General features: G+C 31.3%; 29 protein-coding genes. 24 read left to right on the top strand and 5 right to left on the bottom strand.

Translation table 11 applies throughout. From position 1 onward, the window contains the following. The first annotated feature begins 238 nt into the window (after positions 1–238). From rnpA to HPRAE_RS10700, 22 genes are all read left to right on the top strand, one after another. On the top strand, positions 239–568 hold the full coding sequence (gene rnpA / locus HPRAE_RS10805) for a ribonuclease P protein component (RefSeq protein WP_014554245.1): 330 nt from the start codon (positions 239–241) through the stop codon (positions 566–568). A 61-nt stretch (positions 569–629) separates the two neighbouring features. Next, on the top strand, positions 630–839 hold the full coding sequence (gene yidD, locus HPRAE_RS10800) for a membrane protein insertion efficiency factor YidD (protein ID WP_014554244.1): 210 nt from the start codon (positions 630–632) through the stop codon (positions 837–839). Between the two features lie 14 nt (positions 840–853). After that, positions 854–1,504, top strand: a complete 651-nt coding sequence (locus tag HPRAE_RS10795; RefSeq protein WP_014554243.1) for a YidC/Oxa1 family membrane protein insertase — start codon at positions 854–856, stop codon at positions 1,502–1,504. Positions 1,505–1,506: 2 nt separating this feature from the next. Further along, complete coding sequence (gene jag / locus HPRAE_RS10790; RefSeq protein WP_014554242.1) at positions 1,507–2,142, top strand: RNA-binding cell elongation regulator Jag/EloR; 636 nt, start codon at positions 1,507–1,509, stop codon at positions 2,140–2,142. A gap of 128 nt (positions 2,143–2,270) precedes the next feature. After that, positions 2,271–3,665, top strand: coding sequence for a tRNA uridine-5-carboxymethylaminomethyl(34) synthesis GTPase MnmE (gene mnmE, locus HPRAE_RS10785; RefSeq protein ID WP_014554241.1), 1,395 nt, complete (start codon positions 2,271–2,273; stop codon positions 3,663–3,665). Positions 3,666–3,691: 26 nt separating this feature from the next. After that, positions 3,692–5,590 (top strand): tRNA uridine-5-carboxymethylaminomethyl(34) synthesis enzyme MnmG, encoded by a 1,899-nt coding sequence (mnmG, locus tag HPRAE_RS10780; protein ID WP_014554240.1) that lies wholly within the window; start codon positions 3,692–3,694, stop codon positions 5,588–5,590. Then, on the top strand, positions 5,587–6,318 hold the full coding sequence (gene rsmG, locus HPRAE_RS10775; RefSeq protein ID WP_014554239.1) for a 16S rRNA (guanine(527)-N(7))-methyltransferase RsmG: 732 nt from the start codon (positions 5,587–5,589) through the stop codon (positions 6,316–6,318). Before mnmG ends, rsmG begins: the two co-directional genes overlap by 4 nt. A 113-nt stretch (positions 6,319–6,431) precedes the next feature. Continuing rightward, on the top strand, positions 6,432–7,232 hold the full coding sequence (locus HPRAE_RS10770) for a ParB/RepB/Spo0J family partition protein (protein ID WP_014554238.1): 801 nt from the start codon (positions 6,432–6,434) through the stop codon (positions 7,230–7,232). A 21-nt stretch (positions 7,233–7,253) separates the two neighbouring features. Then, a complete protein-coding gene (locus HPRAE_RS10765) occupies positions 7,254–8,015 on the top strand; it encodes a ParA family protein (RefSeq protein ID WP_014554237.1) in 762 nt (253 codons plus the stop codon). Next, positions 8,008–8,856 (top strand): ParB/RepB/Spo0J family partition protein, encoded by an 849-nt coding sequence (locus tag HPRAE_RS10760; RefSeq protein WP_014554236.1) that lies wholly within the window; start codon positions 8,008–8,010, stop codon positions 8,854–8,856. Before HPRAE_RS10765 ends, HPRAE_RS10760 begins: the two co-directional genes overlap by 8 nt. Positions 8,857–8,927: 71 nt before the next feature. Further along, the gene (locus HPRAE_RS10755) at positions 8,928–9,614 is read left to right on the top strand and encodes a DUF554 domain-containing protein (RefSeq protein WP_014554235.1); all 687 of its coding nucleotides are present in this window, start codon (positions 8,928–8,930) and stop codon (positions 9,612–9,614) included. 88 nt (positions 9,615–9,702) lie between these two features. Continuing rightward, positions 9,703–10,254, top strand: coding sequence for a tetratricopeptide repeat protein (locus HPRAE_RS10750; protein WP_014554234.1), 552 nt, complete (start codon positions 9,703–9,705; stop codon positions 10,252–10,254). Between the two features lie 35 nt (positions 10,255–10,289). Continuing rightward, a complete protein-coding gene (locus tag HPRAE_RS10745; RefSeq protein WP_014554233.1) occupies positions 10,290–10,469 on the top strand; it encodes a DUF951 domain-containing protein in 180 nt (59 codons plus the stop codon). A gap of 29 nt (positions 10,470–10,498) precedes the next feature. Continuing rightward, positions 10,499–11,590, top strand: a complete 1,092-nt coding sequence (ychF, locus tag HPRAE_RS10740; protein WP_014554232.1) for a redox-regulated ATPase YchF — start codon at positions 10,499–10,501, stop codon at positions 11,588–11,590. Positions 11,591–11,688: 98 nt separating this feature from the next. Beyond that, positions 11,689–12,198, top strand: a complete 510-nt coding sequence (locus HPRAE_RS10735) for a phosphatase PAP2 family protein (RefSeq protein WP_014554231.1) — start codon at positions 11,689–11,691, stop codon at positions 12,196–12,198. A gap of 123 nt (positions 12,199–12,321) precedes the next feature. Next, a complete protein-coding gene (gene rpsF, locus HPRAE_RS10730; protein ID WP_014554230.1) occupies positions 12,322–12,621 on the top strand; it encodes a 30S ribosomal protein S6 in 300 nt (99 codons plus the stop codon). A 24-nt stretch (positions 12,622–12,645) separates the two neighbouring features. Continuing rightward, positions 12,646–13,122, top strand: a complete 477-nt coding sequence (locus HPRAE_RS10725; RefSeq protein WP_014554229.1) for a single-stranded DNA-binding protein — start codon at positions 12,646–12,648, stop codon at positions 13,120–13,122. A gap of 17 nt (positions 13,123–13,139) precedes the next feature. Continuing rightward, positions 13,140–13,355, top strand: a complete 216-nt coding sequence (gene rpsR / locus HPRAE_RS10720) for a 30S ribosomal protein S18 (RefSeq protein WP_014554228.1) — start codon at positions 13,140–13,142, stop codon at positions 13,353–13,355. 86 nt (positions 13,356–13,441) lie between these two features. After that, positions 13,442–14,317 carry a DUF2232 domain-containing protein gene (locus HPRAE_RS10715; RefSeq protein WP_014554227.1) on the top strand — a complete coding sequence of 292 codons (876 nt, stop codon included), beginning with the start codon at positions 13,442–13,444 and terminating at the stop codon, positions 14,315–14,317. Between the two features lie 32 nt (positions 14,318–14,349). After that, on the top strand, positions 14,350–14,793 hold the full coding sequence (rplI, locus tag HPRAE_RS10710) for a 50S ribosomal protein L9 (RefSeq protein ID WP_014554226.1): 444 nt from the start codon (positions 14,350–14,352) through the stop codon (positions 14,791–14,793). Between the two features lie 352 nt (positions 14,794–15,145). Continuing rightward, a complete protein-coding gene (locus tag HPRAE_RS10705) occupies positions 15,146–15,607 on the top strand; it encodes a universal stress protein (RefSeq protein WP_014554225.1) in 462 nt (153 codons plus the stop codon). A 170-nt stretch (positions 15,608–15,777) separates the two neighbouring features. Next, the gene (locus HPRAE_RS10700; protein WP_014554224.1) at positions 15,778–16,041 is read left to right on the top strand and encodes a PspC domain-containing protein; all 264 of its coding nucleotides are present in this window, start codon (positions 15,778–15,780) and stop codon (positions 16,039–16,041) included. A 63-nt stretch (positions 16,042–16,104) separates the two neighbouring features. Here the strand turns inward: HPRAE_RS10700 and HPRAE_RS11380 are convergent, their stop codons facing one another. From HPRAE_RS11380 to HPRAE_RS10680, 5 genes are read right to left on the bottom strand one after another with little or no spacing between them, the layout of a single operon-like run. Then, positions 16,105–16,185 carry a HepT-like ribonuclease domain-containing protein gene (locus HPRAE_RS11380; protein WP_083787870.1) on the bottom strand — a complete coding sequence of 27 codons (81 nt, stop codon included), beginning with the start codon at positions 16,183–16,185 and terminating at the stop codon, positions 16,105–16,107. 45 nt (positions 16,186–16,230) lie between these two features. Next, positions 16,231–16,434, bottom strand: a complete 204-nt coding sequence (locus HPRAE_RS10695; protein WP_014554223.1) for a hypothetical protein — start codon at positions 16,432–16,434, stop codon at positions 16,231–16,233. Beyond that, positions 16,427–17,809 carry a replicative DNA helicase gene (locus HPRAE_RS10690; RefSeq protein WP_014554222.1) on the bottom strand — a complete coding sequence of 461 codons (1,383 nt, stop codon included), beginning with the start codon at positions 17,807–17,809 and terminating at the stop codon, positions 16,427–16,429. The genes HPRAE_RS10695 and HPRAE_RS10690 overlap by 8 nt, the downstream gene beginning before the upstream one ends. 2 nt (positions 17,810–17,811) lie before the next feature. Next, positions 17,812–18,834 carry an ATP-binding protein gene (locus tag HPRAE_RS10685; RefSeq protein WP_014554221.1) on the bottom strand — a complete coding sequence of 341 codons (1,023 nt, stop codon included), beginning with the start codon at positions 18,832–18,834 and terminating at the stop codon, positions 17,812–17,814. Positions 18,835–18,854: 20 nt separating this feature from the next. After that, a complete protein-coding gene (locus HPRAE_RS10680; protein WP_014554220.1) occupies positions 18,855–19,967 on the bottom strand; it encodes a DnaD domain protein in 1,113 nt (370 codons plus the stop codon). A gap of 378 nt (positions 19,968–20,345) precedes the next feature. Here HPRAE_RS10680 and purB point away from each other — a divergent pair, with 378 nt between their 5' ends. Next, a complete protein-coding gene (purB, locus tag HPRAE_RS10675; RefSeq protein ID WP_014554219.1) occupies positions 20,346–21,644 on the top strand; it encodes an adenylosuccinate lyase in 1,299 nt (432 codons plus the stop codon). Between the two features lie 105 nt (positions 21,645–21,749). Continuing rightward, positions 21,750–23,021, top strand: a complete 1,272-nt coding sequence (locus tag HPRAE_RS10670) for an adenylosuccinate synthase (RefSeq protein WP_014554218.1) — start codon at positions 21,750–21,752, stop codon at positions 23,019–23,021. The last annotated feature ends 20 nt before the right edge of the window (positions 23,022–23,041 follow it).

Below are 23,041 nucleotides of genomic sequence, written 5' to 3'. Positions count from 1 at the left end.
TATTATAAACAATCTGTTAATAAGTTCTTAACTATGATTTCAGTAATCAATTAAATTTAATCTTAGATAAGCATATTAATAATAACAGATTATCAACAAATTATCAACAATGCTTGAAAAATTTATCTTGTGGATAAGCCTAAATTTGCTTGACTCTAGAATCTAAATAGCATATAATTTTAAATGTATGAATGAAAAATTATTTCGATTGTGGATTATTTTAGTTGGAGGTTATTAAGTGGAAAGCCTTAAAAAGAATAAGGAATTTAAAAAAGTATATGAAAATGGTAAATCATATGCTACTCGTAATCTTGTAATTTATTGTTTAAAATATAAAAAAGGAAAAAAAAATCGCTATGGACTATCTGTCAGCAAAAGAGTAGGAAATGCTGTAGTTAGAAATAAATTGAAGCGTAGATTACGGGAAATTATTAGAGAATTTGAAAAAAATGAAGACTTTAAGGGATATGAAATAATTTTTATTGCCCGCAATCCGGTTGTTCAGCTTAATTATCATAGACTGAAAAAAGATGTAAATAGACTTTTAAAAAAGATGAATATAATTTAGTCTACATAAATAGATAGTCTTAATTTAGTTGATTATGAGGCTGTTGAACTAAGGTGATAAAATGAAAAAAATACTTTTGTTTTTTATTATAATCTATCAGAAGATTATTTCACCCTGGACTCCCAAAAGCTGTCGTTTTAGACCGACTTGTTCTGAATATACAAAACAAGCAATTAAAAAATATGGGGCTTTTAAAGGTTTTTGGAAAGGATTAAAACGTATTTTGCGTTGTCATCCTTTTAATTCAGGTGGTTATGATCCGGTAGAATAGGAGGAATTTATTAAATGTTTGATTGGTTAATTAACGGAATGGCATATGCTTTAGATTTTATTTACAATATTGTTGGTAATTATGGTTCAGCTATTATAATTTTTACCTTGCTGATTAAAATTGCTCTTTATCCTTTGACTGCAAAACAGACTAGATCAATGAGAGAAATGCAAGAAATCCAGCCTGAAATGAAAAAAATACAAAATAAGTATGAAGATGATAAAGAAAAACAGCAGGAAGAGATGATGAAGCTTTATCAAGAACATGGGGTTAATCCAGCTGCTGGATGTCTGCCTATGATTGTGCAGATGGCAATCTTAATACCTTTGTATAGAACAATTTTTGCTTTAGGTGATAAGATGGCAAGTGAAGCCTTTTTATGGATTGGTACAATTACAAATGGTTCTTTAGCTGAACCAGATATTGCAATTGTACTTTTAAATGCTGTTATTATGTTGGGCCAGACACACATGACCCAGAAATTATCTGGAGGAGAAGGCAAAAGTAATAAAATGATGTATATGATGCCTCTATTTATAATCTTTATCGGATTTAGATTACCTTCTGGTGTTTTATTATACTGGTTTACCTCAACTTTATTTACTGTAGCTCAACAATATTTTTTATCAAAAGAACCCAGTCGAATCAAGGGGGATGCTAATTAAAAATGAAAAGCATAAAAGTAGAAGCTAAAAATGTAGAAAAAGCTGTAAAAAAAGCTCTAGCCAAACTTGAACTCAAAAGAGAAGAAGTAGAAATTAATGTTATAGATAAAGGTAGTAAAGGTTTATTAGGTTTAATTGGAACTAAAGATGCTGTTGTAGAAGTTAAAGAAATTTTTGATCCTATAAAAAAAGGTAAAGAATTTTTAGAAACGATGTTGGCCAAAGCTAAGATTGAAGTTGGAGTTGAAGTTTTAGTCGAAAAAACTAATCAAGAACAGGTAGTTTATAATTTGACAGGAGACAAGGAACTTGGTTTAGTTATTGGACATCGAGGAGAAACTCTTGATGCAATGCAGTATTTAACATCTATCTATCTAAATAAAGAGCTAGAAGAATATTTTAGAGTTCTACTTGATGCTGAAGGATATAGAGAACGCAGAAAACAAACTTTAGAAAGACTGGCGTCAAGGCTTGCTGCAAAAGCAGAAAGAAAAAAAAGAAAAGTTGTTTTAGAGCCAATGCCACCACATGAAAGAAGAATTATTCATATTAAACTTAAAGAAAATGAAAATGTTAAATCATATAGTGAGGGGAAAGAACCCTATCGTAAAGTCATGATAGAACCATTAGCTAATTAATAAAAATAAAAATAGCTGGCAGACTTACAGCAACAAATAATATATAAAAAAAGAAGAAGCAGATGGTTTTTATCATTAACCCAGCAGGGAATTTCTCTGCTGGGTTATCTTTTAGGAGGTGTTAACTAATGGATATTTTAAAAGAAGATACTATTGCAGCTATTGCAACTCCATTTGGCACTGGGGGAACTGGAAAAATTAGAATTAGTGGTCCACAGGCTTATCAAATCGGAGATAAAATTTTTAAATCAGTTAAAAAAGAAAAAAAACTTAAAGAACAAAAAACATATACAGCTCATTATGGAGAAATTAGGGATCCAAAAACTGATAAAACAATAGATGAAGTTGTAGCAATTATGATGAAAAAACCTCATTCTTTTACGGGAGAAAATGTTTTAGAATTTGACTGCCACGGAGGAATGACTCCCCTCAGAGCTGTTTTAGAATTAGTTTTAAAACAGGGAGCGAGAATGGCTGAACCAGGGGAATTTTCTCAAAGAGCTTTTTTAAATGGAAGAATTGATTTAGCTCAGGCAGAAGCAATAATTGAAGTTATTAATTCTAAAACTGAAAAAAGTTTAGATTTAGCTATTGATCAGCTAAATGGTAAACTTTCAAATAAAGTTGAAAAAATTAAAGATCAAGCTGTAGAAATACTAGCTCATTTAGAAGCAGCAATTGATTATCCAGAAGATGAAATTGAAGGATTTAGACCAGAGAAATTAGGAGATAAATTTAATTATCTCAAACAAGAAACAGATAAATTATTAAAAAGCAGTAAACAAGGTAAAATATATAAAGAAGGTCTAAAAACAGTAATTGTTGGTAAACCAAATGTAGGTAAATCGAGCCTTTTAAATTATTTTTTAGAAGAAAAACGAGCAATTGTAACTGATATTCCAGGTACAACTAGAGATGTCATAGAAGAATATATTAATTTAAAAGGAATTCCTTTAAAAATAATAGATACAGCTGGGATTAGAGAAACCAAAGATGCTGTTGAAAAAATTGGAGTCGAAAAAACAAGGAAATTAGCAGAAAAAGCTGACTTAGTTTTATTTATGTTAGATATTAATCAGGGAATTACAGCTGAAGATCGAGAAATTTATCAATTAATAAAAAATAAACCCGTCATTATAATTGTTAATAAAACTGATTTAGAGGCCAAAATAACTAAAGAAAAAATAAAAGAAGAATTTCCTGAGCCAAGTTTACTTTGGATTTCTATTTTAAAAGAAGAAGGTTTAATTCAACTAAAAGATAATATTTTAGCTGAAATATTAGATGAAGAAATTGAGGCAGATACTGAAGCAGTAATTACTCAAAGCAGACATCGAGATGCTTTAGTTAAAGCTCAATCTGCAATTGAGAGAGTAATTGTTTCACATGAAACAAAAATGCCTTATGATTTTTTGACTATAGATTTAAAGGATTTTTTAAATGGTTTAGGCAAAATTACTGGAGAAACAGTTGCAGATGATATTTTGGATCGGATTTTTAAAGACTTTTGTTTAGGAAAATAATTTTAATAAAAGAGGAGATATCAGATATGGATTTTCACAAATATCCCAAAGAATATGATGTAATAGTAATTGGTTCTGGTCATGCTGGCTGTGAAGCTTCTTTAGCTCCAGCAAGAATGGGCTTAAAAACTTTAACTTTAACAGTTAGTTTAGACCATGTAGCTTTTATGCCCTGTAATCCTTCACTTGGGGGTCCAGGCAAGTCTCATATTGTGAGAGAAATTGATGCTTTAGGTGGAGAAATGGCTAAAAATATGGATCAAACAATGATTCAAATCAGAATGCTTAATACAAGTAAAGGTCCTGCAGTACATGGTTTAAGAGGACAATCGGATAAAGATAAATACCATAAAAGGATGAAAAGAGTTTTAGAACAAGAAGATAATTTAGATTTAAAACAACAAATTGCTGAAAAAATAATTGTTGAAGCTGGTGAAGTAAAAGGAGTAGTAACTAAAACTGGAGTTTTCTTTGCTGGTAAAAAAGTTATTTTAACTACTGGAACTTTTCTTAAAGGGAGAATGATTATTGGAGAAGCAGAATTTAATGCTGGGCCAAATCAACAGTATCCAGCAAATAAACTTTCTGGAAGTCTCAAAGATTTAGGAATCAATCTCAGGCGATTTAAAACTGGAACACCACCTCGAGTTAGTAAAAAATCTATGGACTTTTCTAAAATGGAGCCTCAGCCAGGAGAAGCAGGTTTAAGCTTTTCTTATGAGTCTGAACCCTTAAAAGGAGAACAGGCAATGTGTTATTTAACTTATACTTCTGCTGCAACTCATAAAATTATTAATGATAATAAAATGAGGACCCCTTTATTTAGTGGAGTAATTGATGGAGTTGGCCCTCGTTATTGTCCTTCAATAGAAGATAAAGTTGTACGTTTTCCTGATAAAGGTAGGCATCAATTATTTATTGAACCTGAAGGTCTAGATACAGATGAATATTATGTTTCTGGTTTATCTACAAGTTTACCTTATGATGTCCAAATCAAGATGGCCAGAACAATTAAGGGTTTAGAAAATGTAGAAATTATGAGACCTGGTTATGCAATTGAATATGATTGTGTTGATCCAGAAGAATTAAAATTAGATTTAGAATTAAAAAAGGTAAAAGGTTTATATACAGCTGGCCAGATTAATGGTAGTTCTGGTTATGAAGAAGCAGCTGGTCAAGGATTAGTTGCTGGAATTAATGCTGCTTTAAGTCTACAAGGTAAAGATCCCTTGATTTTAAAAAGATCTGAAGCTTATATTGGAGTTTTAATTGATGATTTAGTAACTAAAGGAACCCCAGAACCATATAGAATTATGACTTCTAGAGCTGAATATAGATTATTATTAAGACAAGATAATGCTGATCAGCGTTTAACTCCGATTGGTAAAAAAATAGGTTTAGTTAGTGAACAAAGATATAAAAATTATCAAGCGAAAATGAAAGCTGTTAAAAAAGCTTTTAGTTATTTAAGAGATGAGCAAAACCAGGTTAATCCAACAAAAGAAGTTAGAGCTAAACTCGAAGAACTGGGAAGTGGTAATTTAAGTAAACCAGTTAGTCTAGAAAAGCTACTGCGCAGACCAGAAATTTCTTATTCAGATCTTAAATATTTTGCTGATAATTTACCTGAAATAAAAAAAGATGTACAAGAACAAGTTGAAATCCAGGTTAAATATAAAGGTTATATGGCAAGACAAGAAGCTCAAGTAGAACAGTTTAGAAAAATGGAAGAAAAGAAAATACCCAGAAGTTTAGATTATAATAAATTAGAAAACTTAAGACTTGAGGCCAGAGAAAAATTAGCTAAGATTAAACCACTTTCTATTGGGCAGGCATCCAGAATTTCTGGAGTTTCACCAGCTGATATTTCTGCTTTAATGATTTATTTAGAGCAGTATAATAGAAATAAAGGGGAATCAGAATGAAAACTAATAAAAATGAATTTATAGCAAAACTAAAAAAGGGAATAGAAGAATTAGATATCTCCTATAGCCAAGAACAATTAGAACAGCTATGGGAATATTATCTTTTCTTTATTTCGGAGAATAAAAAATATAATTTAAGCACAATTACAGAGCCAGAAGCGGTAATAACAAAGCATTTTTTAGATTCTTTAGTAATTTTAAAAGAACTAGATTTTGCTCAGCACAAAAGATGGTTAGATATTGGAACAGGAGCTGGTTTTCCAGGTATGGTTTTAAAATTATTTTTACCAGGAGATAGTTTTTATTTACTAGATTCTGCTTCTAAAAAAGTTAATTTTTTAAACCAGCTTATTTACAAATTAGATTTAACAGGAATTGAAGCTACACATGCTAGAGCAGAAGATTTAGCTCAACTAGAAGACTTAAGGGCTTCTTTTGATTATGTCTGTTCCAGAGCTGTTGCTGCCCTTAATGTTTTATTAGAATATGTAGTTCCATTTTTAAAAGTTGGGAGTTTAGCTTATTTATATAAAGGCCCAGAATATAAAAACGAAATAGAAGCAGCCCAAACAGCTTTAGCAACTTTGGGAGCTGAAATCAAAGAAATAAAAGAACTTAAAGTTCCTGGTTTAGAAGCAGAAAGATATTTAATCATTGTTGAAAAAAAGTCTCAAACTGATAAAAAATATCCCAGAAGAGCTGGAATTCCCAAAAAAAGACCCCTTTAAAATATTTCCCGGGTAATATTTATTAATCTTAATTATTTAATTTGTGGATAAAATTTGTTTAAAGCTAATTTATTAAATCACTGCACTATATTTTTAGATGGGGGTTATTTTAAATGCAAATTCCTTTTTTTAGCAGAAGTAAAAAAACTAAAAATGATCAAATTGTAGAGCTAAAGTTGGATCAAATAAAAGTTAATCCTTTTCAACCACGCCAGACTTTTAAGCAAAGTGAAATCAAAGAATTAGCTCAGTCAATTAGTAATTTTGGTTTAATTCAGGCAATTACAGTCAGAGAGTTAGCTGATGGTTATGAATTAATTGCAGGTGAAAGAAGGCTGAGAGCTGCTAAATATTTAGAGAAAAAAACAATTCCAGCTGTGATCAAAGATCTAAGTGATCAGGAAATGGCAGAGATTGCTTTAATTGAGAATTTACAGCGGAAAGATTTAAGTTTTTTAGAAGAAGCTCAAGCTTATCAAAGATTATTAGTTGAATTTGATTTAACTCAAAAAGAATTAGCAGCTCGAGTTGCTAAAAGCCAATCTACTATTTCTAATAAATTAAGATTATTAAAGTTGGAAGCTGAAGTTAGAGAAAAAATTTTGGCTGCTGATTTAAGTGAAAGACATAGTAGAGCTTTATTACAGCTTAATGATGCTCAAAAACAATTAGCAGCAATTAAAAAAATTAAAGAAAAATCTTTAAATGTACGCGAAAGCGAAAAATTAATCAAAAGAATTAAAAAGCCGGTTAAAAAGCAAAAAAAGATTAAACATCTTGCTGATGATTTAAGGCTTTATGCTAATTCTCTCGAGAAGAGAATTGAGGAAATTGAAGCTTCTGGAATTAAAATAGAATTAGAAAAAAATAAAGAAAAAAATAGTATAGAATATTATATTAAACTCTTTAAATAGGATTTGGAAAGAGGTGAAAGAATGGCTAAAAAAATTGCAATTGTTAACCAAAAAGGTGGAGTTGGTAAAAGTACAACAGCAGTTAATTTTAGTGCTAGTTTGGCAGAAAAAGGAAATAAAGTTCTATTAATTGATATTGATCCTCAGGGAAATGCCAGTAGTGGTCTTGGAATTAATAAATCTGAAGTTGAAGATACAATTTATGATCTTTTAATTGAAGCTGAACCAGCAGTTAAAGCTATTTTGAAAACTGAAGCCCAGAATCTCGACCTAATCCCCGCCAATATAGAGTTAGCAGGGGCAGAAATCGAGTTAGTATCTCTAATGTCTAGAGAAAGCAGATTAGAAAAGTCTTTAATAAAAATCAATCCAGCTTATGATTATATAATAATCGATTGTCCACCTTCTTTAGGCTTACTTACTTTAAATGCACTAACAGCTGCTGATAGTGTAATTGTTCCAATTCAATGTGAATACTATGCTCTAGAAGGTTTAGGCCAGTTAATGAATACAATAGATCTAGTTAGAAAAAATTTAAACCCTGATTTGAGAATCGAAGGAGTTTTAATGACAATGTATGATGCTAGAACTAATCTTTCCCAACAGGTAATTGATGAAGTTAAAGAATATTTTTCTGAATTAGTTTTTAAAACTGTAATCCCACGTAATGTTCGTTTAAGTGAAGCTCCAAGTTTTGGCCAAACAATTTTAGCCTATAGTTCCAAATCTAAAGGAGCTTTAGCATATAGAAAACTAGCAGAGGAAGTGATCGCTCTTGACTAAAAAAAGATTAGGTAAAGGTTTAAAAGCTTTAATCAATGATTCTGAAAATATAGATCAAAGTAGAGTTGATAATATTTTTATTGACCAGATAGAAGCTAATCCTTACCAACCACGCAAAAGTTTTGACAAAGAAGCTCTAACTGAATTAGCAGATTCTATTCAAAAAAATGGGCTTATTCAGCCAATAACAGTGCGTAAAATAAAAGCAGAAAAATATCAAATTGTAGCTGGAGAAAGAAGATGGAGAGCTTCTAAATTAGCTGGACTAGAAAAAATAGCAGCTATTATTCGTGATTTTAATGACCAAGAAATGCTGGAAATTGCTTTAATTGAAAATATTCAAAGACAAGATTTGAATCCAATTGAAACAGCAGAAGCTTATAAGCAGATGCTGGCTAACTTTGAAATTACCCAGTCAGAATTAGCAGAACAAGTTGGTAAAAGCAGATCTAATATTTCAAATACAATTCGACTCTTAAAATTAGCTGCTAAAGTACAAAAATATTTAAAAAAGGGAATAATCACAACTGGTCACGCTAGAGCCTTATTATCCCTAGCAGATGAGCAGACTCAATTAGCTGCCTGTGAAAATATAATTATTCAGGATTTAACAGTTAGAGAAACTGAAAAGTATGTTGAAAAATTAAAAAAACCTGTGGCTAATTCTAAAAAAGAAAAAACAAAAAAGAAACTAAAACCAGACTGGAAAAAAGCAGCTTCTGCTTTAGAAAACAGTTTAGGTAAAAGAGTTGAAATTAAACAAAGAAAAGCTAACAATCTATTAACTATTGAAATAGATAATCTAGCTGAGTTAAAAGAAATAGTAGAAAAATTAAAATAGTGTTTCACGTGAAACATTGAGCTAAAATATAAACTTGTAATAAAAAAATGGAGATAGTTAGGTGGTAAATTATGATCGGAACTATTGTTAATGTAGTTTCCGTACTTACTGGAAGTACTTTAGGTTTTATTTTTAGAGGTAGGTTTCCCAAAAAAATTCAAACCACAGTGATCCATGGAATTAGTTTATCTGTTATTTTAATTGGGATTCAAATGGGACTTGAAATTAAAAAAGATTATGATATTTTACTTGTTATTTTCAGTTTAGTAATTGGAGCTGTTATTGGTGAAAGCTTAGGGCTTGAGGAAAGGCTAAATAATTTTGGTAAGAGCCTAAAAGAAAAGTTTGGTTCTCAAGATGACCTTTTTGTACAAGGTTTTGTTCAATCAAGTTTAATTTATTGTGTAGGAGCAATGTCGATTATGGGAGCTATTCAAGATGGATTAAATAATGATCCCAGCATTTTATTTACTAAATCAGTTTTAGATGGGATTACTGCTATAGCTTTTGCTGCGAGCACAGGGATAGGAGTAGCTTTTTCTGCAATCCCCATTTTTTTATACCAGGGCAGTATAACTTTAGCCTCAGGCTGGGCAGCAATTTATTTAACAAATGATATGATTAGAATTATGACAGCTAGTGGAGGCCTCTTAATTATAGCTATTGGTTTAAACTTATTAGGAGCAACTAAAATAAAAAGTGGTAATTTACTGCCATCACTCTTGGTAGCTTTGATTTTGGCCCATTTTGTGTTTTAATTAAGTGCAAGAGCTAATTTTAAACTCGATTTCAAACTGGAGTTTGTTAAAAATCAAATTGAAGTTAATTTAAAAGTAGGTGAAGCTTATGCAGGAAGCAGATTATAAAAATAAACTTTCAGAGTTAGAAACAGATATTTATCAGCAGGCAGTTGCTTTTTTAGAAAAAGGACAGCGAAAAAAGGCAGCAGAAAAATTAGATGAACTATTGGCTCAAAAAAAAGATTTTATTCCAGCCCTAAACAAAAAAGCAGTAATTTATGTTTATCAAAAAGAATTTAAACAGGCTCAAAATTTATTAAATACTATAATAACTAAAGACCCAGAGTATGCACCAGCAATTACTAATTTAGGTAGTATTGAAAAAGAGCTTGGAAATTATAAAGAAGCTAAAAAAATGTATTATCGGGCAGTTGAAGTGGAAGCAGAATATGGACCTGCTTATAATAACTTAGGTGTTATTTTTCGAGAAGAAGGCAATTATGCAAAATCTGTTAAATATCTAAAAAAAGCCCGTAAATTTGGTAGTTTAAGTCATAGTTTAGATCCAGATAAAGCTTTTTATCAAGACAAAGGTTGTCTTTTTGTCCTCTTTTTGGTTATAATTTTAATAGTCATCTTATATATTATATTATTTTAAGTTAAAATTTAATTTAGTTAAAAGGAGGTTTTACATTGTCTGAAAAATATTTAGTTGGAGATCGAGTAGAATTTAAAAAAAAGCATCCTTGTGGTGGCAAAAACTGGCTAATTTTAAGAGTTGGAATGGATTTTAAGGCTAAGTGTGAAACCTGTGAGCGAGTAATTATGTTATCGAGAAATAAATTTGAAAAAAATGTTAAGAAAAAACTTTAATTTCAAGATTTAGAAAGGGAGAATTATAAATGAAAATAGGAATTGTTGGACTACCGAATGTAGGTAAATCAACTTTATTTAATGCACTTACAGAAGCAGGAGCAGATGCACAAAATTATCCTTTTTGTACTATTGATCCTAATGTAGGAGTTGTACCAGTACCAGATGAGAGATTAGACTGGTTAGCAGCTAAGTATGAAACGGAAAGTAAAACTCCAACAGTAATTGAATTTGTTGATATTGCTGGTTTAGTAGAAGGAGCGAGCCGAGGTGAAGGTTTAGGTAATAAATTTTTAGCTCATATCAGGGAAGTTGATGCTATTGCTCAAGTTGTACGTTGTTTTGATGATGAAAATATAACTCATGTTGATGGCAAAATATCTCCTGATAGAGATATTGATATTATAAACACTGAGTTAATGATGGCTGATTTAACTCAGATTGAAAAAAGATTAGAAAAAGCAAAAAAACAGGCTAAAGGTGGAGATAAAGTTTATCTTAAAGAAGTTGAGTCTTTAGAAAAGATAGCAGCAGCTTTAGAAGCTGGAAAAAACATTAGACAACTAGAGCTTTCAAAAACAGGAGAGCGGCTCGTTAAAGAACTACAACTTTTAAGTGCTAAACCAATTATTTATTTAGCAAATGTAAATGAAGATGATATTAATACTGGTCAAAACAAATTAGTTAAAGACGTAAAAACTCATGCCCAAAAAGATGGGGCAAAAGTTGTAGAGGTAAGTGCGAAAATTGAAGCAGATATAGCAGAGCTAGATGAAGCCGAAAAAGAAATGTTTTTAGATGAACTTGGTCTCAATGACTCTGGCCTTGATCGAGTAATTAAAGCTGGTTATGAATTATTAAACTTACTCACCTTTTTAACAGCTGGTGAAAAAGAATGTAGAGCTTGGACAGTAGAAAAAGGTTCTACAGCTCCAGAAGCAGCTGGTAAAATTCATAGTGATATGCAAAAAGGTTTTATTAGAGCCGAAATAGTAAGTTTTGAAGAATTAAAAAGAGTAGGCTCAATGGCAGAAGCCAGAGAAGAAGGTTTACTAAGATTAGAAGGTAAAGATTATATAATGCAAGATGGCGATGTTTGTCACTTCAGATTTAATGTTTAATTCTGCCCATCTACTAATTATTAATCTATAATTAAGCCAAAGTTAACTTAACTTAAACTTAACTAAGATTTTAAATTTAAAGTCAAGAGGAATTTGTTATGATAAAGAGATTTGATCAAAAAATATTTTTGAGTATCTATAATTATACTCAAAGGCATAAACTGCTTAAAAAATCAGCAATTTTTAGTTCCAAATTAGGAGCTAAACTTTTTGCAATAATTTATTTTTTGACTGCAGTCCAACTTTTTTATCAAGCTAATCCTCAAATTAGAACTTTTATCTTAGTCCCAGCTGCTGTTTATCTACTGCTTAAATTAATACCTGTTTTTTATAACCGGCAGCGTCCTTTTGTTGAATTAGAAATTAAAAAGTTGATTAAACAGCGTCAAGACCATTCTTTTCCCAGTAACCATGCAGCCAGCTCCTTGGTTATTGCTTTAGTATTTTTAGAAATTAACTTTGTGCTTGGATTTTGGCTAATTTTAGTTTCAATCTTAATTTCTTTTTCGAGAATTATGCTAGGAGTGCATTATCCTTCTGATATTTTGGCTGCCTGGATTTTAGCTTTTAGTATTTACGGAGGAGGATTATTGCTAACAGTTAGCTAAAAGCTGGCTTAGAAAAATAAAACTTGCATCTTTAGTTAATAACTGTTATAATTTAGATTGGTTAAAAATCCATGCTCTGCTAGCAGCAGGGCCATTAGTCCGTGTGGAGGAGGTGAATGATAAATGGAAATTTTAAAAAGAGATTACGAAACAACATTTGTACTTAAACCAGATCTTGAAGATGAAGAAAAACAAACTATCTTAAAGCGTGTAAAAAGTGCTATTTCTGAACATGAAGGAGAAGTAACTGAAGTTGACGCTTGGGGTAAAAAGCAATTAGCTTATGAGATTAAAGATTACCGCTCAGGTGATTATACAATCCTAGAGTTTAATGCTCAAACTACAGTAGTTAATGAATTAGAAAGAATCTTTAAGATTATGGATGGTGTACTTCGTTATTTAGTAGTTAGAAACGATGCATAATATAAATTTAGGTGGTGAATAGTCTTGTTAAATAGAATTGTTTTAATCGGCCGCCTGACACGAGATCCTGAACTTCGTTATACTGGTAGTGGAACTCCAGTTTGTAATTTTACTTTAGCAGTGGAAAGAAACTATACAAATCGCAATGGTGATAGAGATGTTGATTTTATTAAAATTGTGACTTGGAGAGGTCTGGCCGAAAATTGTGCTAGGCATCTTGGTAAAGGAAGTTTGGTTGGAGTAGATGGATCACTACAGATACGTAAAAGCGAAAATAATAACAGAACTTATATAAATCCTGAAGTTAATGCTGATAATGTTCGTTTTTTAGATTTCAATAAGAATAAAAACAGCAATAATAACCAGGGACAGTATCAAAACAACAATCAGCAAAATAATGCTCAAACTAATAAAAATAGTAATCAGGGTCAAGATCAGGATGATTTCGAGGCTCAATTTGATGATAATTTTGATGCTGATGACTTTGATGTCCCATTTTAAAAAGGAGGTAAACTTTAATGCCTAGAGGTAGAAATAAATCATGCCATTTTTGTGCAAATGAAAATAAAAAAATAGATTATAAAGATCTTAGAACTTTAAATAGATATCTTACAGACCGTGGAAAAATTATGCCACGTCGTGTAACAGGAAATTGTTCAAAACACCAAAAATTAATTACAAAGGCAGTAAAAAGAGCTAGATCAGTAGCTTTACTGCCATATGTAAAAGAATAGTTTTAATTAAGGAGGCAAAATCTATGATGGAGCCTCCTTTCTTTAATCTTTAAGATTTTTTACCGGTAAATGAGGTGATAAATTAGATGGATCTTAAACAATATAAATCTAGCCTTAAAACTCTGTCCTATATAATTTTGTTAACAGCTATTAATTACTTTATTCCATTTTTATCAATGGCAGTTATGGTATTTTGGCCAGTGCCAATAGTATATCTTGTTCAAAAAGAAGAAAGCAGTAGAGTAATTGGAATAATTGTAATAGCTGCTTTAATTAATGGTTTTTTATTTGGAATAGTTATGGGCTTAATGACCATTATTGGTTTTGGTTTAGTTGGTTTTGTAATAGGTAATGTAATTAAAGAAGATTTTTCTCCTCTAAAAACTCTAATTATAACTATTATTACAGTTATAATTTCCCAAGCTTTAATTTTTTATGTAGCTTCTGGCATTCTTAATTTAGACTACCAAACCTTATTAAAGCAGACAGTAAAAGGTTTAAGTGGTGAATTTGATCAGCAGTCAGTTGAGCAATTAGTTATGTCTCAATTAGGTTTAATTAAAATGATTTTTCCTGCTTTACTAACTATTTCTGCTAGTATAACTGGAATTTTAAACTATTATGTATCTGCTTGGTATTTAAGGAGAAGAGGCTTAAATCTAAAATTATATAAACCAATTAGTAGTTGGTATTTTTATCGTTGGTTAGTCACACCTGCAATTATTATTTCTCTATTATTGAGCCCAAACCCTATTTTTATAAATTTAAATATTTTAATGTTTTTCTTAGCTTTTTTGCAGGGATTTGCAGTTTTAATGTATTATTTTTCTGCTAAAAACAGCTCTTTTTTACTTAAATCTTTTATGATATTTTTAATTTTCATTTTCCCACCTGTTCCAATTATTTTAATTATTTTAGGATTATTGGATATGTGGTTTAATTTTAGGAAACAAACTAAATAACTTGGTTAAAATGATGAAGGAGGTAAATTATTATGAAAGTATTATTAAAAAAAGATGTTAAAAAATTAGGTTCTAAAGGTGAAATTATTGAGGCTGCAGATGGTTATGCACGTAATTATTTAATGCCTAGAGGTTTAGCAGTAGAAGCAACCCAACAAAAGATAAAAGAAATGAAAGAAAAAGAAGCCAAAAAGAACCGTTTAGAATCAGAAAAAAGAGAAGATGCCAAAAAGTTAAAATCTAAAATAGAATCAGAAAAATTTATAATTAAAGTTAAAGCTGGTGATAATGGTAGACTCTTTGGTTCAGTTAATACCAAAGATATTGCCAAAGCAGCTTCAGATAAAGGTTATGATATTGATAAAAGAAAAATTGACCTTGATGATTCAATTAAATCTTTAGGAATGCACAGCATAAAAGTTAAATTATATGATGATATTACAGCTAACTTAAAGATAAATGTTAAAGAAAAATAAATTTAAACTTAAAATTATTTATCTAAAACATTCAAAAAAAACTCCATCTAAACTACTGTATTAGGTGGATATGAGGGATAATGGGTTTGTGGACAGCCCCTAGTGAATAAGGTAATCTACATTTGTAGAGGAAACTTAAACTACAAACTTCACTAAAAAGCTACTAGTAATATACTTGTTTTTTTGAGTATATGAAGTATAGCGAAGCTCCATCTAAATTTTTAATTTAGGTGGTGAGGTTCACAACTAAGCTCACTCTTAATTTAGAGTGGGCTTTTATTAATTTAAAGCAATAAAAGCAGGAATTTTTGTTTTAATAGTGAATTATTAAAATGAAAGGGAGGTAGATATCATGAAGAAAATTTTAGTTGCTGTAGATGGTTCTGAAAGTGCTAAAAAAGCAGCTCAAAAAGCAGCTGATTTTGCTGAAGATTTAGATTCCAAAGTAACTATGATCCATGTTTATACGGAAAGAGCTCAAATTCCAGTTAATCAGTTTAATGAGGTATCTTCTTATTTATCTGCTGAAACTCTAGAAGAAATTATGCAGGAACAAGAAAAAACAATTAGAGCTAAGAGAGAAAAAATTATTAATAAAGATGCTAAATTTTTTGAAGAAAAAGGGATGGAAGTTGAAAAATTATTAGTTCAGGGTGATCCAGCTGATAAAGTTTGTGAATATGCAAATGAAAATGGTTTTGATTTAATTGTAGTTGCAGATCGCGGTCATGGTAAAGTAGAAAGATTTTTGCTTGGTAGTATTAGTGATAAAATTGTAAGACATGCTAAAACTTCCGTAATGGTAGTTAAATAAAAAATTATATTTAAGGGGCTTCCCAGCTGGGAAGCCTTTTTTAAAGAAAAAAGGCATTTAAGACTGTTAATTGCAGTCTATTTGTTTTATAATATAATTAGCTTTTAATTAAAAAATATTAAAATTTAAGTTTAAATTAAGGCTTAATAAAGATTTAAAGAGGTGAGAAAATGAAAAAATTGTATAGATCACGAGAAAACAAAAAAATTGCTGGAGTTTGTGGAGGACTAGCAGAATATTTCGATCTTGATCCAAATTTGATTAGAATAGGTGTCTTTTTATTAGTTTTAATGTCTGGGATTGGGATACTTGCTTATGTTGCAGCTTGGGCCATCATTCCTGAAAGACCAACACACATAGATGTAGATTATGATATTGATTCTGATTCAGCAGCAGAAGACCAGAAGCAAAGCAGCAATGAAGATAAATATTAGTTAAGACTAAACTAAAAGTTCCAGCTTTTAAGCTGGAACTTTTAATATTATCAAGATAATTTTTTATTTTTTATAAACAATTTTGTCATCTATTTCTTCATATTCGTGTATGATTCTATTTCTTAATCCAGCTGAGAGAGCAATTTTTTTGTAAAAGTTTTATCACTTTCCATTAAATTCCCTACCTCTTTAAAAATCACTTTCCGGAAAAATCTCCTGCAGCCGATTTTTAAAGTCAGCTGGAGCATAGTTCTGATAATTTTCCACCAGCTGCATTACTTCTTCTAACTGTTGATCACTAATTTCTCCTTTTTCGTTGAGTCGACTATAAGCATTAGCAAAAGAAAGTACTAATTTTAAGTCTAAGCTATCTAAATTAAGATTATTAGGCACGAGGCATCACACCTTCTAAAGAAAGATTTTCCGGATCCACAAAACGAATAAATTCTTCTTCAAAAAAGAGTTTAATTGATCCAGTTTGACCAGTACGCTGTTTAGCAATAATTATATCTGTATCGCTTTCAGTACCTTCAGCCTCGGCTTCTTCGCGGGCCTTGGCAGAAGTATGTGCATGTCGATAAAGGAAAATAACACCATCAGCAACTTCCTCAATATTACCAGAGTCTCTCAGATCAGATAAAACAGGCCTTTTATCCTGACGGCTGGTAAAACTACGAGAAATTTGAGAAATTAAAATTACTGGAATATCTAATTCCGAAGCTAAGTTTCTAAGCTGGAGTACAATTTGACCAACAGCCCGAGAAGTATTTTGAGCATGTTCTTCTGGCAGCTGAATCATCTGCAAATAATCCACAACAGCTAGATCCAAGCCATCCATTTGGGCCTTAAATTTTCTGAGTCTTGCTCTAATCTGGGCTGTATTTAAACCACGTTCATCTGAGATCATAAGTGGCAGCTCATGTAAGTTATCTAAAGCTTTAGAAACCCGCTGATCTTCTTCTTCATTAGTTTCTCCTTGAGTATATTTCCAGGCATTAACCTGTGCTTCCTGGACAATCATTCGATCTACCACTTCAGTAGCATCCATCTCAAGAGACATAATAGCTACTTTAGCCTTTCTTTTGAGCACATTTTTAGCCATATTGATTGCAAAAGCAGTTTTTCCCATTGAAGTCGAAGCAGCAATAACTGTTAAATGCCCGCGTTTAAAACCACCAATTAGATTATCTAAAGAAATAAAGCCAGTTCTAAGACCGACATCAGCCTTTTTGTGTTTACGGTCCATATAATTAGAAAAAGACTCCATTAAAACTTCTTCCATATTATAAATATGTTTCTCTAAGTCATTACTTTCATTAGTAGCCTGAAAAATAATTTCTTGAGCTCTAGCCTGGTAATCATCAATAGTCAAATCATTTGCTTCAGTTAACTCTTTCAATTTTGCTGAAGCTCTACTTAAAAGTGAACGCTGATAATCCTTTTTAATTAAATCAATAGTTGGTTTTAGTTCATCAATTGTATTAAAACCTGAAGTTAACCTTTCAATAATTTGTTCTGCTTTATCAACTGCATTTTGACTTTGTAAATCTATTAAGAGTTTAGTCCGTGAAATCTGATTATCCTGCTGATACTGTTTTAAAAGTTGATCAAAAATAATCTGAGCCTGTGGGTCCAGAAAATGTTTTACTTCTAGTAAATCAGCAACCTCATCAATTTTATCGGGGTATTGGAGCAGGATGCCCAGTAGTTGGTATTCATTTTTGTTATAGCGGTCATTATTTTCCCTATTTTCAACTTCTGTTTCCATCTTTAGGCCTCCTGTTGTTCTTCAATTTTTTTAACTCTAACATTACCAGCAAGTTCTAAATATTTATTCATTTCTAAAAGACGCTGAAAAATTCTTTCTCCCATTACTGGAAATCTATTTTTTAAATTTTTAATTGAATAATTTGTTGATAAAATAATTGGTTTTTCTTCTCGGTAACGGCGGTCAATAATTTGATAAAGAGTAGAAGAGGCAAATTCCGTTGCTTTTTCTGTCCCTAAATCATCAATTAAAAGGACTGGGACTTTTTGAACTGTACTTAAAATTTGTTTTTCATCAGTTTCGGGATTGTTTTGGTTATAGGTACTTCTAATCTGCTGCAAAAGGTCAGAGTAAACAATATAACGAAATTGGATTCCGCGGTCAATTAAACCATTAGCAATACAACCTAAAAGATAAGATTTTCCACTCCCAATTGGTCCTTCAATTATTAGACCTCGATTTTGTTTTGCAGCCTGAAAACGCTGCACAAAAGATGAAGCAAGACTATAGACCTTTTGAGCATTTTCACGGTAATTCATGCCACTATTTGTGATCAAATCAGTTTCATAATAACTTAAATTAGCAGTAGCAAAACTTGCTTTTCTTAGATGCTGAGGTAAATTACCACTTTTTTGTTTTCTTTCTCGCAAATCATTTTTGGCACAACTACAGACTAAATATTGATTATTACGATAAATCCTGCCTGTATCATGGCACTTAGGGCAATCCCAATCAGGTTCCTTATAATCTAAAGGAATATCATGTTTTTTTAACAGCTGATGATAATGAGCTTCTAATTGATCAATTTCTTTTTTTAATTCAGCTGTTGAATTCTCAGTCTTATCATTTTGCTTTAAAAAACCCACTTTTAACATTTTATAGTCGCGTTTGAGGGAATTAAGACAGCTGTATGCCTGCTCCACCTCAGGATATTTTTTGTGAATAAAATTTATTCTTTTTTCAGCTTCTAAATACTTTTCTCTGGCTTTACCCTGATATTTATTTGAGTTAAATTGAAGTGGCATATTTGCTCCCCTTTCTATTCTTATTCTTTATATTTATCAAAATCAATAAAAAAGTCTTTCCATTTATAATTATTATCATCTTGTTTAGTATTATTTTTTCTTTGTTTAGTTTTAGAATTATTTTGCTTAGCCTCTGATTTTGTTTTAGCCTGATCTCTTTGATCAGCATCGCCAGCTTGGCCGTCCATTTCTTTTTGCAGCCAGCGCCTAAAATCAGCTAAATTATTAATCCCTAATTCTTTAATTGGATTAATAAAATTATCTTCTACATATTTTAAAGAAGGCTGACCATCTCTTTTGCGGCGGACAGCTTCTCTAATGGCAGCTAAAGCTAATTCTTTGCTTAAAGCCTGCTCACCAGTTAACCAAGCCTGAAAAGTCTTAAGCTGGGCTGTATTCGAAGAAAATGATCTAATTCCATAAGCACGGGCTAATTCTTTAGTTTCACGGTGTAATTTATCTTGTTTTTTTAGTTTTTCATAACTTGTAATTTCTGCCTGATACCAATTGTTAACAATTGCTTTCAGATAAGCATAAGCTCCTTGCAGGTGGTCATTTCCACCTTGTCTTTTAAGCCATTTATCTACTCTTCTTACTAATTCCTTTAACATTTGGGGCTCAAAGTCATTAAGCCAGCTTTTAATTTCTTCCCTCCGGTGGAGATTACGGTTATTTGGAGGCAGAAAAGAAATTAAAGCAGAGGCCAGCTCTCGTTTAGACGCCGAATTGCTTTTAATTAGCTGTTCCCTTACTTCAGTTCCCGTAATCTGAGTTTCAGTTTCTTTTTCCAGTTGACTTTCAGTTTTTAAAACAGCTTCTAAATTTAGAAAACAGTTAAAAAGGTTATTTTGTTCAGTTTTTTGATAATTAATAATTCCCAGCTGACTAAGCCCTTTTAAAGATTTTTTTAATTCGTTCATTTCAAGCCCCAAAGAACCAGCAGCTAAAGGTAACTGGATCTCAATTTTATTAGCCTCTTTTAGATGTGTTAACAGATAAAGTAAAACTTTAGTCTGCTGACCAGAAAACTGACGCAAAAATCCTTTTTCAATTAAACTGTCACCTAAAGTTAAAAGTTGTCTACTTTCAGCTTCACTTAAATCTATGGTTTTTTTATAATAATTTTTTTTCATAATATCACCTTTTAACCTTCCAAAAACTTAAATCTTAACTTCATTATATCAGAGTTTTAAGATTTTTTAAGAAAAATTAAATAAAATTTCAATCGCAATTAATAATTATACTTGTTATTGGCCTAAAATTCAAGCAGTAACTAAGGCTGATTTGATTTAATTAATTTTTAAATTGTGGTATAATGAAGTAAAAGTATGAGGGTTGTAAGCAGAAGCTTTAACTTGACAGTAAACACTGCATCTGCTAATATTAAACTGAAAAAAAGAGAAAATTTAACTTTAGGCTTATCAGTGCTAAAATTTGGCAGCTGAGATAAGCCTAATATTTTTTTGAGGCTAAAATTTAATTTAATTAAATAAGAGAGAGGGAGATTTTTTATGCTTTCAAGGTATAGTCGCAGTCAAATGGAAAATATCTGGAGTGAAAAAAGGAAATATGAAATTTGGCTTAAAATTGAACTTGCTATTTTAAAAGCAAGGGCTGATTTAGGCGAAATTCCGCAAAGTGCAGTTGATAAAATCGAAAAAGAAGCAGTAGTTGATTTAAAGAGGATTAAAGCAATTGAAGCCAAAACTAGACATGATATGATTGCTTTTATTGAAGGGATATCCGAAAAATTAGGCGAAGAATCTCGCTTTATTCATGAAGGAGTTACTTCTTCAGATATTAAAGATACAGCTCGCTCAATTCAGATGCAGGAGGCCTGTCAGTTAATTTTAACTGATTTAAAAGCTTTAAAAGAGACTTTAGGCCAAAAAGCATTAGCTGCTAAAGATACAATTATGGTGGGCCGGACTCATGGTGTACACGCTGAGCCAATTACTTGGGGGCTTAAAGTCTTAAACTGGTACCAAGAAATTAAAAGACAGATTAAGAGATTTGAACAGTTAGAAGAAGTTGTAGCTGTAGGCCAGATTTCTGGAGCAGTAGGAACTTTCGCAACAATAGATCCAGCTGTAGAAAAGAAAGTTTGCCAAATTTTAGGTTTGAAAAATTCCAAAGTAAGCTCCCAAATTTTGCAAAGAGATAGACATGCAGATTTTGTAGAAAGAATTGCTTTAGCAGCAGCTTCTATTGAAAAATTTGCTACTGAAATTAGAAATCTACAGCGGACTGATATTTTAGAGGTTGAAGAAGGATTTCGCAAAGGCCAAAAAGGATCCTCAGCAATGCCTCATAAAAAGAATCCGATTGTTTGTGAACGCTTAAGCGGTTTAGCTAGAGTCATTCGAGGTAATGTAGTACCTGCTTTAGAAAATATTAGTCTTTGGCATGAAAGAGATTTAACTCATTCTTCGGTTGAGAGAGTTATTTTACCAGATAGTTCTATTTTACTTGATTATATGCTCTATAAATTTAATCAGGTAATGGAAGAATTAGTAGTTAATGAAGAAAATATGCAGCTTAATTTAGAAAAGACTTTAGGTTTAACCTTTTCTCAGCGGCTAATGTTAGCTTTAGTTGAAAAAGGATTAAGAAGAGAAGATGCCTATGAATTAGCTCAAAGAAATGCAATGACTGCTTGGGAAGAAAAGAAAGATTATAAAAAATTAGTTAGTTCAGATCAGAAAATAAAAAAATATTTAACAGAAAAAGAACTTGATCAAATTTTTGATTGGGAAGCCTATTTAAAAAATATTGATCAAATTTTTAAAAGAACTGAACTTTTAACATAAAAATCAATTAGAGAAAAGGATGCATCTTTGCTTAATATTTGTTAAACTATAAGTAAGATACTAAATTTAAATATTTTTAAAAGAATAAGTGAGGAGAGAAATTAAATGTCTAATAAGATAGTTGTTGGTGCACAATGGGGAGATGAAGGTAAGGGTAAAATTACTGATATGCTGGCCCAAACTGCAGATTTAGTAGTTCGTTATGGGGGCGGAAATAACGCTGGCCATACAGTTATAGTAGATGATGAAAAGTTTGAATTACATCTAATTCCTTCTGGAATTTTATATGAAGATAAAAAATCTGTACTTGGGGGCGGAGTAGTAATTGACCCCCAAGCTATGGTAGAAGAAATGGAAGGTTTAGAAAAAAGAGGTATTTCATTAGCTAATCTTTATATTTCAGAGACAGCGCATGTAATTATGCCTTATCACAGAATGATTGATGCTTTAGAAGAAAAGCGTAAAGGTGATAATAAAATTGGGACCACAGGTAAAGGTATTGGTCCTTGCTATACTGATAAAACAGCCCGCCGCGGTATTAGAATTGCCGACCTTTTAGATGAAGGCAGATTAAGAGCTAAATTAGAAATAGCACTTGATTACCATAATCTATTATTAGATCAGGTTTATAATGCCCCAAAACTAAAAGTAGATGAAATCATTAAAGAATACCAACCATATATCGAAAAATTAAGACCATATGTAACAAATACTTCTTTATTACTTAATCAAGCAAATAAAAAGAATCAAAAAATATTTTTTGAAGGAGCTCAGGGAACCTTACTTGATATTGATTATGGAACTTATCCTTTTGTTACCTCTTCTAATCCAACTGCTGGTGGAGTTTGTACTGGAACTGGAATTGGACCAACAACTATAGATGATGTAATTGGAGTAACTAAAGCCTATTTAACTAGAGTAGGAGCTGGCCCTTTCCCAACCGAATTAGATAATGAGTGGGGAGAATATCTAAGAGATAAGGGACATGAGTTTGGAGTAACAACTGGTCGACCTCGCAGATGCGGCTGGTTAGATATTCCGATTTTAAAACATGCAGTTCGAGTTAATGGTTTAACCGAAATAGCTTTAACCAAAATTGATGTTTTAACAGGTATGGATGAGATTAAAGTTTGTACAGCTTATCAGCATGGAGAAGAAATTGTAGAAGAATTCCCACCTTATTTAGAAAGTGAAATTCCATATGAACCAGTTTACGAAAAATGGGCTGGCTGGGAAGAAGATATAACTGGAATTAGGGAATATGATGATTTACCAGAAAATGCTAAAAAATATATTGCCAGAATAGAAGAATTAATTGGAGTTCCAGCTAAAATAATTAGTGTTGGACCTGGCAGAAAACAGGCATTTATTAGATAATAAATGATAAGGAGGATCGG

It is taken from the genome of Halanaerobium praevalens DSM 2228, assembly GCF_000165465.1.
GTDB lineage: Bacteria > Bacillota > Halanaerobiia > Halanaerobiales > Halanaerobiaceae > Halanaerobium > Halanaerobium praevalens.
Note: the sequence above shows the minus strand (reverse complement) of the source record. Positions and strands in the feature narration are given on the sequence as shown.

What these genes read in the sequence shown, in the direction of transcription:
- HPRAE_RS10795 (WP_014554243.1), top strand. Translation starts at nt 854, where the DNA reads ATGTTTGATTGGTTAATTAACGGAATGGCATATGCTTTAGATTTTATT.
- yidD (WP_014554244.1), top strand. Translation starts at nt 630, where the DNA reads ATGAAAAAAATACTTTTGTTTTTTATTATAATCTATCAGAAGATTATT.
- HPRAE_RS10715 (WP_014554227.1), top strand. Translation starts at nt 13,442, where the DNA reads ATGGATCTTAAACAATATAAATCTAGCCTTAAAACTCTGTCCTATATA.
- jag (WP_014554242.1), top strand. Translation starts at nt 1,507, where the DNA reads ATGAAAAGCATAAAAGTAGAAGCTAAAAATGTAGAAAAAGCTGTAAAA.
- HPRAE_RS10685 (WP_014554221.1), bottom strand. Translation starts at nt 18,834, where the DNA reads ATGCCACTTCAATTTAACTCAAATAAATATCAGGGTAAAGCCAGAGAA.
- HPRAE_RS10750 (WP_014554234.1), top strand. Translation starts at nt 9,703, where the DNA reads ATGCAGGAAGCAGATTATAAAAATAAACTTTCAGAGTTAGAAACAGAT.
- rsmG (WP_014554239.1), top strand. Translation starts at nt 5,587, where the DNA reads ATGAAAACTAATAAAAATGAATTTATAGCAAAACTAAAAAAGGGAATA.
- purB (WP_014554219.1), top strand. Translation starts at nt 20,346, where the DNA reads ATGCTTTCAAGGTATAGTCGCAGTCAAATGGAAAATATCTGGAGTGAA.
- mnmE (WP_014554241.1), top strand. Translation starts at nt 2,271, where the DNA reads ATGGATATTTTAAAAGAAGATACTATTGCAGCTATTGCAACTCCATTT.
- rpsF (WP_014554230.1), top strand. Translation starts at nt 12,322, where the DNA reads ATGGAAATTTTAAAAAGAGATTACGAAACAACATTTGTACTTAAACCA.
- HPRAE_RS10755 (WP_014554235.1), top strand. Translation starts at nt 8,928, where the DNA reads ATGATCGGAACTATTGTTAATGTAGTTTCCGTACTTACTGGAAGTACT.
- HPRAE_RS10705 (WP_014554225.1), top strand. Translation starts at nt 15,146, where the DNA reads ATGAAGAAAATTTTAGTTGCTGTAGATGGTTCTGAAAGTGCTAAAAAA.
- mnmG (WP_014554240.1), top strand. Translation starts at nt 3,692, where the DNA reads ATGGATTTTCACAAATATCCCAAAGAATATGATGTAATAGTAATTGGT.
- HPRAE_RS10770 (WP_014554238.1), top strand. Translation starts at nt 6,432, where the DNA reads ATGCAAATTCCTTTTTTTAGCAGAAGTAAAAAAACTAAAAATGATCAA.
- HPRAE_RS10680 (WP_014554220.1), bottom strand. Translation starts at nt 19,967, where the DNA reads ATGAAAAAAAATTATTATAAAAAAACCATAGATTTAAGTGAAGCTGAA.
- HPRAE_RS10735 (WP_014554231.1), top strand. Translation starts at nt 11,689, where the DNA reads ATGATAAAGAGATTTGATCAAAAAATATTTTTGAGTATCTATAATTAT.
- HPRAE_RS10670 (WP_014554218.1), top strand. Translation starts at nt 21,750, where the DNA reads ATGTCTAATAAGATAGTTGTTGGTGCACAATGGGGAGATGAAGGTAAG.
- HPRAE_RS10690 (WP_014554222.1), bottom strand. Translation starts at nt 17,809, where the DNA reads ATGGAAACAGAAGTTGAAAATAGGGAAAATAATGACCGCTATAACAAA.
- HPRAE_RS10700 (WP_014554224.1), top strand. Translation starts at nt 15,778, where the DNA reads ATGAAAAAATTGTATAGATCACGAGAAAACAAAAAAATTGCTGGAGTT.
- rpsR (WP_014554228.1), top strand. Translation starts at nt 13,140, where the DNA reads ATGCCTAGAGGTAGAAATAAATCATGCCATTTTTGTGCAAATGAAAAT.
- HPRAE_RS10765 (WP_014554237.1), top strand. Translation starts at nt 7,254, where the DNA reads ATGGCTAAAAAAATTGCAATTGTTAACCAAAAAGGTGGAGTTGGTAAA.
- ychF (WP_014554232.1), top strand. Translation starts at nt 10,499, where the DNA reads ATGAAAATAGGAATTGTTGGACTACCGAATGTAGGTAAATCAACTTTA.
- rplI (WP_014554226.1), top strand. Translation starts at nt 14,350, where the DNA reads ATGAAAGTATTATTAAAAAAAGATGTTAAAAAATTAGGTTCTAAAGGT.